The sequence below is a fragment of the Nocardioides sp. genome (assembly GCF_031397825.1).
Taxonomy (GTDB): Bacteria; Actinomycetota; Actinomycetes; order Propionibacteriales; family Nocardioidaceae; genus Nocardioides.
The window spans coordinates 1-11,947 of sequence record NZ_JANNML010000110.1; the positions used below are offsets into that span (position 1 = coordinate 1).

Annotated in this window: 13 protein-coding genes and 1 pseudogene; 6 read left to right on the plus strand and 8 right to left on the minus strand. The window is 72.5% G+C overall.

The annotated features are described in order from the left end of the window. On the plus strand, positions 1 to 1,146 hold a 1,146-nt coding region (locus RMN98_RS09695), incomplete at its 5' end, for a DUF58 domain-containing protein (RefSeq protein WP_309648610.1). Positions 1,147 to 1,154: 8 nt separating this feature from the next. On the opposite strand, the gene RMN98_RS09700 is transcribed toward RMN98_RS09695, so the two are convergent. Then, a complete protein-coding gene (locus RMN98_RS09700; protein WP_309648611.1) occupies positions 1,155 to 2,066 on the minus strand; it encodes an FHA domain-containing protein in 912 nt (303 codons plus the stop codon). Then, positions 2,063 to 2,296, minus strand: a complete 234-nt coding sequence (locus tag RMN98_RS09705; protein ID WP_309648612.1) for a hypothetical protein — start codon at positions 2,294 to 2,296, stop codon at positions 2,063 to 2,065. Before RMN98_RS09705 ends, RMN98_RS09700 begins: the two co-directional genes overlap by 4 nt. 113 nt (positions 2,297 to 2,409) lie before the next feature. Here RMN98_RS09705 and RMN98_RS09710 point away from each other — a divergent pair, with 113 nt between their 5' ends. From RMN98_RS09710 to RMN98_RS09720, 3 genes are read left to right on the plus strand one after another with little or no spacing between them, the layout of a single operon-like run. After that, the gene (locus RMN98_RS09710; protein ID WP_309648613.1) at positions 2,410 to 3,273 is read left to right on the plus strand and encodes a DICT sensory domain-containing protein; all 864 of its coding nucleotides are present in this window, start codon (positions 2,410 to 2,412) and stop codon (positions 3,271 to 3,273) included. A gap of 1 nt (position 3,274) precedes the next feature. After that, complete coding sequence (locus RMN98_RS09715; protein ID WP_309648614.1) at positions 3,275 to 4,552, plus strand: NAD(P)/FAD-dependent oxidoreductase; 1,278 nt, start codon at positions 3,275 to 3,277, stop codon at positions 4,550 to 4,552. Next, the gene (locus tag RMN98_RS09720; protein WP_309648615.1) at positions 4,503 to 4,967 is read left to right on the plus strand and encodes a hypothetical protein; all 465 of its coding nucleotides are present in this window, start codon (positions 4,503 to 4,505) and stop codon (positions 4,965 to 4,967) included. Before RMN98_RS09715 ends, RMN98_RS09720 begins: the two co-directional genes overlap by 50 nt. A gap of 106 nt (positions 4,968 to 5,073) precedes the next feature. On the opposite strand, the gene RMN98_RS09725 is transcribed toward RMN98_RS09720, so the two are convergent. Further along, entirely contained in the window at positions 5,074 to 6,069 is a 996-nt protein-coding gene (locus RMN98_RS09725; protein WP_309648616.1) for a stage II sporulation protein M, read from the minus strand. A 63-nt stretch (positions 6,070 to 6,132) separates the two neighbouring features. Between RMN98_RS09725 and RMN98_RS09730 the strand changes: the two genes are divergently transcribed. Next, positions 6,133 to 6,939 (plus strand): RDD family protein, encoded by an 807-nt coding sequence (locus tag RMN98_RS09730; RefSeq protein WP_309648617.1) that lies wholly within the window; start codon positions 6,133 to 6,135, stop codon positions 6,937 to 6,939. Here RMN98_RS09730 and RMN98_RS09735 read toward each other — a convergent pair. Together RMN98_RS09735 and RMN98_RS09740 are read right to left on the minus strand one after the other, a co-directional pair. Further along, positions 6,923 to 8,011: a hypothetical protein gene (locus RMN98_RS09735; protein WP_309648618.1), complete on the minus strand. Its 1,089-nt coding sequence runs from the start codon at positions 8,009 to 8,011 to the stop codon at positions 6,923 to 6,925. The genes RMN98_RS09730 and RMN98_RS09735 overlap by 17 nt on opposite strands. Next, positions 8,008 to 8,517 (minus strand): SigE family RNA polymerase sigma factor, encoded by a 510-nt coding sequence (locus tag RMN98_RS09740; protein WP_309648619.1) that lies wholly within the window; start codon positions 8,515 to 8,517, stop codon positions 8,008 to 8,010. The genes RMN98_RS09735 and RMN98_RS09740 overlap by 4 nt, the downstream gene beginning before the upstream one ends. A 178-nt stretch (positions 8,518 to 8,695) precedes the next feature. On the opposite strand from RMN98_RS09740, the gene RMN98_RS09745 reads away from it, so the two are divergent. Continuing rightward, complete coding sequence (locus tag RMN98_RS09745; protein ID WP_309648620.1) at positions 8,696 to 9,418, plus strand: hypothetical protein; 723 nt, start codon at positions 8,696 to 8,698, stop codon at positions 9,416 to 9,418. Positions 9,419 to 9,421: 3 nt separating this feature from the next. Here RMN98_RS09745 and trmB read toward each other — a convergent pair whose 3' ends face one another. The 3 genes and pseudogenes from trmB to fusA form a co-directional block, all read right to left on the minus strand. Next, positions 9,422 to 10,147 carry a tRNA (guanosine(46)-N7)-methyltransferase TrmB gene (trmB, locus tag RMN98_RS09750; protein WP_309648621.1) on the minus strand — a complete coding sequence of 242 codons (726 nt, stop codon included), beginning with the start codon at positions 10,145 to 10,147 and terminating at the stop codon, positions 9,422 to 9,424. A gap of 249 nt (positions 10,148 to 10,396) precedes the next feature. Continuing rightward, positions 10,397 to 11,590: an elongation factor Tu gene (tuf, locus tag RMN98_RS09755; protein ID WP_309648622.1), complete on the minus strand. Its 1,194-nt coding sequence runs from the start codon at positions 11,588 to 11,590 to the stop codon at positions 10,397 to 10,399. 72 nt (positions 11,591 to 11,662) lie between these two features. After that, a pseudogene (gene fusA, locus RMN98_RS09760) lies at positions 11,663 to 11,947 on the minus strand (elongation factor G); the annotation flags it as partial.

Consider the following 11,947-nt stretch of genomic DNA (forward strand, 5'->3'; position numbering starts at 1 on the left):
ACCCTCGTCCTGCGTCGTGCGGACGTCGGGTCCGTCCGGCTCGGGTCCGCCGCCGAGTCGCGTCTCACCGTCGTCAACCCCGGCACACGAACCGTGCGGGCCCTGGTCCGTGACGCCTGGCAGCCGACAGCCGGGGCGAGCGGCAACCGCCACCAGGTCCGGCTCCCGGCCGGGGACGCCACGACGCTCAGCACCGCCCTGTGCCCGCGCCGGTGCGGTGATCTCCGCGCGGTCGGCGTGACCGTGCGGATCCCCGGCCCGCTCGGGCTGGCTACGCGGCAGGCCACCCTCGACGTGCCCGGGGTGGTCCGATCGCTGCCACCGTTCGAGTCGCGCAAGCACCTGCCCTCGCGGCTCGCCCGGTTGCGCGAGCTCGACGGTCGCTCGGCGGTGCGGATCCGCGGCGCCGGCACCGAGTTCGACTCGCTGCGCGAATACGTCCGCGGCGACGACGTACGCTCCATCGACTGGCGAGCCAGCGCCCGCAACCGCAACGTCGTGGTGCGCACCTGGCAGCCCGAGCGCGACCGTCGCGTGGTCCTGGTCCTCGACACCTCCCGCACCTCGGCCGGGCGGGTCGACGACGTGCCCCGCCTCGACTCCGCCATGGACGCGGCCCTGCTGCTCGCCGCCCTCGCGGCACGGGCCGGCGACCGGGTCGACGTGGTGGCCGGCGACCGCCGGGTCCGGGCCCGGGTGCGCTCGGCCGGCGCCCGCGACATCGTGGCGCGCCTGCAGGACACGATGGCCGACCTCGAGCCGGTCATCGCGGAGGCCGACTGGGACTCGCTGGCGGGCGCGGTCCAGGCGATGGGACGCCAGCGCGCCCTGGTCGTGCTGCTCACGCCGCTCGAGCCGTCCGCGATCGAGGAGGGCCTGCTGACCGTGCTGCCCGCGCTCACCCGGCACCACCGGGTCGTGCTGGCTTCCGTGAAGGATCCGGCGCTCGACCGGCTCGCCGCGGCCCGCCAGTCGATCGACGAGGTCTACGACGCCGCCGCGGCCGAGCAGGTGCTCGCGCGCCGACGTCGTACGGCGGAGCTGCTGGCCGCGCTCGGCGTCGACGTCGTCGATGCGGACGCCGATCGGCTGCCGCCTGCCCTGGCCGACCACTACCTGCACCTCAAGGCGCAGGGACTGCTCTGACTCTCCGTTCAGGCGGTGGTGTCCCGGTGCTGGTCAGGGTGCTGGTCAGGGTGCTGGCCGGGGTGCTGGCCGGGGTGCTGGTCGGTGACGGCCTCGCGCGGGGGCTGCGGGACCTGGTGACCCGCCTCCCCACCGATGCGGCCGCCGAAGGGGCGGCCGTGGTCGGCGAACTCCTCGCGGAAGTAGGCCAGCCGGTGGCTACCGAGCTCCACCCGGGCTCCGGTGCGCAGGATCTGGGCCACGACCGGGGCGCCGTGCACGCGGGTGATCCCCTCGATCGCCTTGATGACCCACTCGTCGCGGTCGTCGTGCACGATCCGGGCGTGCACGGGCTCGAGGCCCGCGAGCACCAGGTCGCACCCGGGGTCGGAGCCGATGAGCATCCCGTCCTCGAGCCAGAAGATCTGCTGGCGCTCCTCCGGCCCCACCGTCTCGGGCGCCACCACGAGCCGTGCCCCGCCACCACGGGCTGGGTCGTGGGTGGTGCCGACCCCGCGGCGCGCGAGGCGGTGCATGGTCGGGAAGAGCGGCAGGACCGTGCCCGGTGGCAGCAGCCCCGGACCGGGGAGCACCGGAGCCGTGCCCCGGGCTCGCGACCGCGCCGAGGTCCAGACGCCGCGCAGGCTGCCCAGCCGGATCCGACGGGTGCCGGTCACGCGTCGCTGCCACCACGGCGCGGAGACGTCGCCCAACGACACGAGGTGGTCGCCTCGGTGCACCACGCGGATGACGAGGCCCTGCGTGGCCAGGGTCTCCGCGATGGAGCGCACGGAGACCGCGTCACCGGCGCCGGCGAACGCCCCCGGGTCGTCGACCTCCAGCGTCATCCGGTTGCCGGAGCCGCGCAGGCGTCCGCGGACCGGGTCGTTGCCCGGGCGCTCGATCTCGAACTCGAGGTCGGCGGCCAGGGTGAGGGTCATGACGGGTCCCGGGCCGGGGGCACGCGCTGACCCTGGTCACTGGTGGTGATCGTCAGCGTGCCGTTGATCTTCCACGTCGCCCGCGGCGAGCTCGGGCCGGTGTCGCGCGGGACCTCCACGGCCATGTCCTCGAACCGGTAGTGGATGGCCGCCTCACGCCCCGTGAGGAAGCTCCACATCCGCGCCCCGAGGTCGGTCCAGTCGACGACCTCGTTGTTCGTGCTGTCCATCGGTTGACTGCTCATCGTCATCACGCTTCCTGAAAGAGTTTTTCCACAACTTCCTCAACAGCCTGTTGAGGAAGTACAGTGACAGCATGAACACGATGTCTAGGTTTGCGCAAGTGGTCGAGCCCACTGATTCGTCACTGACGATCGGAGACCTCGCCGAGCGCACGGGGCTCAGCACGGCCACCCTGCGGATGTGGGAGCAGCGACACGGCTTCCCCAGCCCACGACGGCTCGACAGCGGCCACCGGCGCTACGCCGAGTCCGACGTCGACGCGGTGCTCGAGGTCGTACGCCGCCGCGACGCCGGCGTACGCCTCGACGTCGCGATCGGCGAGACGACCAGCGCGGCCCTGCTCGACGTCGCTCCCCCCGCCCCGTCGGTCTTCGCCGGCCTGCGCCGCCTCCACCCCCACCTCGCCACCCACCGCCTGAAGAAGTCGACCCTGCTCGCCCTGTCATGGGCGATCGAGGACGAGTTCTGCGCCAAGGCCGACCGCGCGCACATCTTCGGTGCCTTCCAGGCCGGCAAGAACTACGACCCCGCCCACGACCGCTGGGTCGAGCTCGCCCGCGTCGCGAAGTCGGCCTTCGTGTTCGCCGACTGGGACATTGAGGAGCCGGGCAGCTCGCCGGTCAAGGTGCCGCTGGCGCTGGACGCCCCGATGCGTCGCGAGTGGGCGGTCATCTGCGACGCCGTCGACCTCCCGGTCGCCCTCACCGCGTGGGAGCTGCCCGGACAGCGTGACGTGCGCGACCGCGACCGCGTCTTCGAGGCCATCTGGACCGTGGAGCCGGCCGCCGTGCGCGACGCCTCGCGCATCTGCACCCAGGTGGCGGGTGAGGCCCTCCCCCACGACGCCGCCCCCGTGCTCTACGACCTCGCCGAGCGTCCCGCCCCCGGGGTGGCCGACCTGGCGTCGGTGACCTCGATGTTCAACCGCGTGGTGGCCTACGTCGACCGCTTCGGCGGCCGCTGACATGGCGGGTCACGACCTCGACGTCGCCGTCGTCGGTGCCGGCCTGGCCGGCCTGCAGGCGGCGCGGGCGCTCACCCGCGCCGGGCTCGAGGTGCGGGTGCTGGAGGCCTCCGACGCCGTCGGCGGGCGGATCCGCACCGACGTGGTCGACGGCTTCCTCGTGGACCGCGGCTTCCAGCTGCTCAACCCCGGCTACCCCGCCGTCAAGCGGTCGGTGGACGTCGCGGCCCTGAAGCTGCAGTCCTTCCCCGCAGGTGTCGCCGCGCTCCTCGACCACGGGCTCCAGGAGCTCGGCCACCCGGTGCGCGAGCCGCGCCTCGTGGGCACGACGCTGCGCTCGGTCGCCAGCCGGCCCCGCGAGGGCGTCGCGATGGCCCGGTGGCTGGCGCCGCTGGCCCGGGCCAGCGTGGGCCGCGGCCGGCTCGCGACCCGGCTGCCGCGCTCGGTCGACGGGAGCCTGCGCGAGTCGCTCGACCGCGTCGGGATGGACGGCGAGCTCCGCACGGTCCTGGAGCGCTTCCTCGCCGGCGTCCTGCTCGAGGACGACCAGTCCACCTCGGCCGCCTACGCCCTGCTGCTCACCCGCGCCTTCGCCACCGGCGTGCCGGGCCTGCCCGCCGCCGGCATGCAAGCGCTGCCCGAGCAGCTCGCCGCGTCACTGACCGGTCGGGTCCAGCTGGGTCGCGAGGTCGAGTCGCTCGAGGGGTCCTCGGGCGACTACACGTTGACGGTGTCGGGCGAGACCGTCCGGGCCCGCCATGTCGTCGTCGCGACGGCCGCTCCCGAGGCGACCCGTCTGACCCGGGCCTACACGCCGGTGATGAAGGGCGTCGTGACCCACTGGTTCGCCACCGACGAGCTGCCCACGCACCGCGGGCTGCTCCACGTCGACGCCCGCACCCGGGCGACCGGCCCCGTGCTCAACACGGCTGTCGTGTCGACCGTGGCGCCGTCGTACGCACCGGAGGGGCTGCACCTCGTGCAGGCCTCCGCGCTTCTGCACCCGGGCACGGCGGCGCCGACCGAGGAGCAGATCACGCGCCACGCCGGGGAGCTGCTCGGCTCGAGCACCACCCGCTGGCGCTCTATCGCGCGCCAGGAGATCCCGCACGCGCTGCCGGTGCAGCTGGCGCCCTTCTCGGAGCGGCGGCCCGTGGTGATCGACCGCGGCATCGTGATGTGTGGCGACCACCGCGACACCAGCTCGATCCAGGGCGCCATGGTGAGCGGTGAGCGCGCGGCCCGCGCCGTGCTCGCGGCCCGGCTCGTCACCCGGTGAGGGCCGGGTGATCACGGCCGGCGTCGCCTTCGCCCTCGCCGCCGCGCTGCACGCCGGCTTCCAGCTCACCGTCACGGTGCTCGTCTACCCCGTGCTCGCCCGGGTGCCGGCGTCGTCGTGGAGCGACGCGCACGCCCGCCACAGCCGTCTCATCGTGCCCCTGGTGGGGGTGACGTACGCCGGTCTGGTGGCCACAGGTGCCTGGCTGCTCGCGTCCTCCCCGGGGCCTCTCGGTGTCGCCGCGGTCCTCGCCGCCACGGGCTCGCTCGTCGTCACCGCCGTTGCCGCCGCCCCCATCCACGGCCGCCTGCTCACCCCCGACCCCGCGCTGCTGCGTCGGCTGTTGGCGGTCGACCGGCTGCGCGGGCTGTGCGCCGTGCTGGCGCTCGTGCTCGCGGTCGTGGCGCTCGGCTGAGCGGCGCCGAGGACATGTAACACGTCGTTACCCCATCTACGAGACCGTTGCAGCGGGCGGGTAGATGAGATGACGACGTGTTACAAGGGGCGGCGCCAGACCAGCCTCACGCCTGCGTCGCGACCCGGTCCTCGAGCAAGCTCGCGTCGAGGTCGCCGGTGAAGCCGCGGCGGGCCGCGTTGCGGCCGAGCACGAACACGTAGGCGAGGAAGACCAGCTCGGCCAGCACCCCGACCGAGATCCGCGCCCAGGTCGGCAGGCCCGAGGGGGTCACGAACGCCTCGATGACGCCGCTGACCGCGAGCACCACGACCAGCCCGAGGGCGACGGTGGCCGCGGTGCGGCCCTCCCGCGCGACGGACTGCGGGCGGGTCAGCCCGCCGGGCTCGATCCACGACCAGAACAGCCGCAGCCCCACCCCGCCGGCCACGAAGACCGCGGTCAGCTCGAGCAGGCCGTGCGGCAGGATCAGACCCCAGAACAGCGAGCCGCGGTCGGCGCGCATCATCACCGAGCCGATGATCGCCAGGTTGAGGATGTTGCTGAAGAGCAGCTGCACCACCGGGAAGCCCAGGATCCCGAGCGCGATGCAGAGGGCCGAGACCCACGCGTTGTTGATCCAGACCTGGGCGGCGAAGTGGCTGGCGGCGTACTCGCTGTAGTAGCCCTCGAAGTCCTCGTTGACCAGCTGGTCGACCTCTGTGGGCGACAGCAGCGTCTGCTCGACGGTGGGGTGGTCGAGGAGCCACCACATCATCACGGCCGCCACGACCACGTTGGCCGCGACACAGCCCAACCACCACCAGCGCAGCCGATAGAGCGCGGCCGGGAACCGGTCGACGAAGAAGACGCGTACGCCGCGCCACGAGGCCGCGCGCGTGCCGACGGCGCGGTTGCGGGCCCGGGCGAGCAGCGACGAGAGGTGGGCGACCAACGAGGCGTCGGGCGCCGACGTGCGCACCACGGACAGGTGCGTGGCCACCTGCTGGTAGCGCTCGACCAGCTCGTCGCTCTCCGCGCCGCTGAGCCGGCGGGTGCGGACCAGGGTGTCGAGGCGCTCCCACTCGTGGGCGTGCGCGAGCACGTAGGCGTCGAGGTCCACGCGCCCACTCTAGGCACCGTCACCCCGGCCCCGCCCGACTGGAGCAGACCTAGACTGGTCGTGATGTCCCCGGAGTTCGCGACCCTGACCACCGACGACCTCGTCACCGGCGAGGCGGTCGCGCTCGACCTGCCCGCCGCCAGCCTCGGCGCCCGCATCGCCTCCGGCCTCATCGACCTGCTGGCGACCGTCGTCCTGCTGGTCGGTGTGATCCTCGTGGCCCTGGTTGCCGCGATCGACACCGACGCTGCGCTGGCCCATGTGGCCCTGATCGGCACCCTGATCACGGTCTTCCTCGTCTACCCGACCGCGATGGAGACGCTGACGGGCGGACGCAGCCTCGGCAAGCTCGCGCTCGGCCTGCGCACGGTCCGCGACGACGCCGGCCCGATCACCGTCCAGCACGCGTTCATCCGTGCCCTGATCGGCTTCGTGGAGGTCTACGCGTTCAGCGGCGTGCCGGCGTTCTTCTCCGCGCTGCTGAGCAGCCGGGGCAAGCGGTTGGGTGACTACGCAGCAGGGACCTACGTCGTGCACGACCGGGTGCGTCTGCAGCTCGCCCCGCCGGCACTCATGCCGCCCTACCTCGCGAGCTGGGCGCGCAGCGCCGACATGACCTCGCTGCCGACGGGCCTGGCGCTCGCCGTCCGCCAGTTCCTCGGCCGCTCGGCCGGCATCGACCCGGCGGCCCGGGCGAGCATCGGCGCCCGGCTCGCCGACGAGGTCCGCCACCACGTCGCCCCCGCTCCCCCGCCCCACACCCGACCCGAAGACTTCCTGGCCGCGGTCATCGCCTCTCGACGCGAGCGAGACCAGGCCCGGCTGCGGCGCGAGGCGGAGCTGCGGGAGCGTCTCACTCGCCGAGGTTGACCTCGCCGTCGACCGGCAGAGCCGAGCAGCGCAGCTCCAGGTCACAGACGTAGAGCGCGGAGCCGTCGCCGTCGCGGGCGGAGACGAGCAGGGTGGTCTCATCGGCCCACCTCGCCTGCTCGACGCGACCCTCGAGCCCCGCCACCGCCATCGCCTCGCCGCCCCAGACGGTGAGGCCCGACCCCTCACCGGGTTCCTCGGCCAGCACCGCGACCCGCTCGCCGTAGGGCCCCAGCTCCGCGGAGCCGTCGAAGGTCCGCTCGAGCGTGGCACCGTCGTTGATGTCGTAGAGGCGTGAGCGCCCGTCCCGGTCCTGCACCAGCACGTAGCCGTTCGCGAGGTCGGAGGCCACGCCGTAGCCATCGCCCTGCACCGGCACGGGCACCGCGGGGCCGTCACCCAGCAGCGACAGGTCGCCGTCCTCCGAGACCAGCAGCCCATCGGCGCCGACGCTCGTGACGGTGCTGTTGGCGCCGACCTCGACCCGCAGGTCGACCCGACCAGCCTTGAGGTCGAGGCGTCGCGCGGTCCCGGACAGGTCGAGCCAGCCGAGGTAGCGCCCGTCGCCGGACAACGCCACGCTGCTCACGGCCCCGGCGACGGGGCTGCGCTCCTCGGCGAACGTCGCCGCACGGGTCTCGCCCTCGTAGGTCACGGCCCGGACCACCAGGCGGCTCTCGTCGTCGAGGGCGAAGACCCGCTCGCTGGTGAAGCCGACCACCCCCTCGGAGGCCACGCCCAGGTCGTGCAGGCGGCCCGTGGGGTCGAGTGCGGTGAGCTCGCCGTCGCGGACGAACCACACCGTCTCCCTCAGCCCCGCAGCGCTCGGCCCGGCGGAGGATCCGTTCGTCACGTGGGAGGAGTCGTCGGCACCGCCGACGGTGCCGCTCAGGGCGACCCCGGCGGCGGTGACCACCGCGGCCGCGACACCGGTGGCAGCGAGCGCACGGGTCGTCGTACGACGACGGCGCTCGGCGCGCACCCGGACCTGGAAGGCCAGGCAGTCGATCTCGGGCACGGTGACCGCCCCGCCCACCTCGTCGAGCGCGGTCTGGATCTCGGTGCGGGTCATGACATCTCCTGGACGAGCTGAAGGTCGGGCAGCGCGGCACGCAGCCGCTGGAGGGCGTGGTGGGTCTGGCTCTTGACGGTGCCGACCGAGCAGCCGAGCTCGGCGGCCGTCGCGGCCTCGGTGAGGTCCTCGACGTAGCGCAGGACGAGCGTGGCGCGCATCCGCGGGGGCAGCCGACGGATCTCGGCCCAGAGCGCCAGGTGGTCGGCTCGTACGTCGAGCCCTCCCGCGTGCCCCGCGTCCGGCAGGTCGTCGGTCGGCACCTCGCGCCGGCTCTTGCGCCACTGGCGCGACATCTGGTGCAGCATCGCGGTGCGGACGTAGGCGTCGGCGGCGCCCTTGTCGCGGATGGAGTCCCACCGCACGCACGTGCGGGCGAGGGCCGACTGGAGCAGGTCCTCGGCCTCGTGCCGGTCCCCCGTGAGGAGGTAGGCGGTGCGGAACAGCGGGCTCCACCGCGCGCTCATGAACTCACTGAACGTGAGCCCTGACCACGGGTCTGTCATGGGGATGATCCTCTCCGAGGGGGGTGTCAGGGGATGAGGACACCCCCGGTCCCAGGAAGGTTGGCCCGCGCGTCGGACCGCTTCGAGCAACGCCTCCGGGACCGCTGGATCCTCCACCCCTGGCGCGTCGTCGAGGCAGGCTGACCCCCCCGGCAGCCTCAGACGGCAAGATGGGGGCGTGCTCGACCTGACCTCCCTCTGGGACTTCGACGACCCGGCGGCCTCCGAGACGCGTTTCCGGCTGGCGATCCGCGGCGCGAGCCCGCGCGACCAGCACGTCCTGATGACGCAGCTGGCGAGGGCCGTCGGCCTCCAGGGTCGCTATGACGACGGGCTGGGGCTGCTGGCCGCCACCACGGCGGTGGACTCCGAGGTGACCGCGCGGATCCACCTCGAGCGCGGCCGGATCCTGCGCACCCGGGGGCTCCCGGACGACGCCCGGCCGGAGCTCGAGGCGGCCGTCGCTGCCGCGGTCGGCTGCGACGAGGTGCACGTCGACGCGCTGCACATGCTGGCGCTCGACGCTCCCCGCGACGAGCAGAGCGCCCTGCACGAGGAGGCGCTCCGCATCGCGCGCGCGAGCAAGGACCTGCGCGCCCGCGACTGGGACGCCTCCCTGCTCAACAACATCGGCATGGCCCACGCCGACGCCGGCGAGTGGCACGACGCGCTGGCGGCGTTCGAGAACGCGTGGGGAGCCCGCGAGCGCCAGGGACACGCCGGGCGCACCCGGATCGCCCGCTGGATGGTGGCCTGGGCGCTGCGTCACCTCGACCGCACCACCGACGCACTCCTCATGCAGCGCGCGCTGAAGGCCGAGCTCACCGCGATCGGCGAGCACGACCCGCACGTCGACGAGGAGCTCGCGCTCCTCGAGGCGCCGCCCGCGGGCGGTCGTTAGGGCTCAGCCGACGCGGCGGTAGGCGAGGTCGACGATGTCGCGGTCGACCGCCCGTCCCTTGCGCTCGAACTTGGTGACGGGTCGCTCCGACCAACGCTCGACCGCCCCGCCCTCGAGGCCGGGCTCGGCGTCGAGCACGGTGAGCATCTGCTCGGCGTAGGCCGCCCAGTCCGTCGCCAGCCGCCAGGTGCCGCCAGGCTCGAGCCGGGAGGCGACCAGGCCGGCGAAGTCGGGAGAGACGATGCGGCGCTTGTGATGGCGGGTCTTGGGCCACGGGTCGGGGAAGAAGGTCCAGAGCTCCCGGATGCCGCCTGCCGCCACGAGGTTCTCGATCGCCCACACGGCGTCGACCGAGCAGAAGCGCACGTTGTCGGCCCCGGCCGAGGCCACCTCGGCGAGGCTGGCCGCGACGCCCGGCAGCCAGACCTCGATCGCCAGCACGTTGCAGTCGGGGCGGGCCGCGGCCAGCACCCCGGTCGCCTCCCCCACGCCGCTGCCGATCTCGATGACGAGCGGCGCCTCGCGCCCGAACCACGGCGTCCACGTGAAGTCGGGTTGGTCGACGGCGGCGTCGGGGATCACCCAACCCTCGTGGTGGGCGTCCCACGCCTCCTGCTGGCTGGGGGTGAAGCGGCTGCCGCGACGGGAGTAGCTCAGCACCTCGCGCATCCGGCGACCGTCGTCGGTCAGCTTGCGGTGCGGGCGGGTCTGCGTCACGCGGTCGTTCATGGGGGTCATCCTCCCGGACGTCGTACGACGGACACGATTCGTCGCCGAGTCGGCGCGATGTTGCACGCCCCACCGGCAAGTCCGTGCAACATCACGCCGACTCGGCGTCCGCTCTGCAACATCACGCCGACTCGGCGTCCGCTCTGCAACATCGCGCCGACTCGGCGTTCAACGCAGGACGGCCCCGGACACGAGGTCCGGGGCCGTCCTGGTGGAGCGGGTGCTGCTGCTGCGCCTAGGGCGCGAGGATCACTTGGTGATCTTGGTGACCCGGCCGGCGCCGACGGTGCGGCCACCCTCACGGATCGCGAAACGCAGGCCCTCGTCCATGGCGATCGGCTGGATGAGCTCGACGATCATCTCCGTGTTGTCGCCCGGCATGACCATCTCGGTGCCCTCGGGGAGGGTCACGACGCCGGTCACGTCCGTGGTGCGGAAGTAGAACTGGGGACGGTAGTTGTTGAAGAACGGCGTATGACGGCCGCCCTCCTCCTTCGAGAGGATGTAGACGTTCGCCTCGAAGTTGGTGTGCGGGGTGGTCGTGCCCGGCTTGATCACGACCATGCCGCGCTCGACGTCCTCGCGCTTGGTGCCACGGAGGAGCAGACCGACGTTCTCGCCCGCCTGGCCCTCGTCGAGGAGCTTGCGGAACATCTCGACGCCGGTGACCGTCGACTTCTGCGAGGTCTCGCGGATGCCGATGATCTCGACCTCCTCGTTGACCTTGACGATGCCCCGCTCGATGCGGCCGGTGATGACCGTGCCACGACCGGTGATCGTGAAGACGTCCTCGACGGGCATGAGGAACGGCTTCTCGGTCTCGCGCTCCGGGGTGGGGATCGCGGTGTCGACGGCGTCCATCAGCTCGATGATCGACTCGCCCCACTTGGCGTCGCCCTGCAGCGCCGGGAAGGCCGCCACGCGGACCACGGGGATGTCGTCGCCCGGGAACTCGTAGTCGGTGAGGAGCTCACGCACCTCCATCTCGACGAGCTCGATGAGCTCCTCGTCGTCGACCATGTCGCACTTGTTGAGCGCCACGACCAGGGCGGGGACGCCGACCTGGCGGGCGAGCAGCACGTGCTCCTTGGTCTGCGGCATCGGGCCGTCGGTGGCGGCGACCACGAGGATCGCGCCGTCCATCTGGGCCGCGCCGGTGATCATGTTCTTGATGTAGTCCGCGTGACCCGGGCAGTCGACGTGGGCGTAGTGACGCGCCTCGGTCTGGTACTCGACGTGCGCGATGGAGATGGTGATACCGCGCTGACGCTCCTCAGGAGCCTTGTCGATCTCGTCGAACGCCGAAGCGGCGTTCAGGTCCGGGTACTTGTCGTGCAGGACCTTGGTGATCGCTGCGGTCAGCGTCGTCTTGCCATGGTCGATGTGACCGATGGTGCCGATGTTGACGTGCGGCTTGGTCCGCTCGAACTTCGCCTTAGCCACGGGGGCTCCTCCTGGTGTGATTTCTTACTGGGGACTGGTACTGACGTGCTGGTGCCGACGGTCGTACGGCGGTTACTCGCCGCGGACCTTCTTCACGATCTCTTCGGCGATGTTCGTGGGAACCTCGGCGTACGAGTCGAACTCCATCGAGTAGGAGGCCTGCCCGGAGGTCTTGGACCTCAGGTCGCCAACGTACCCGAACATCTCGGACAGGGGCACGAGGGCGTTGATGACCATGTCACCGTGACGCTCCTCCTGTGCCTGGATCTGACCGCGCCTGCTGTTGATGTCACCGATGACCGTGCCCAGGAACGACTCGGGCGTGATCACCTCGACGGCGAACATCGGCTCCAGCAG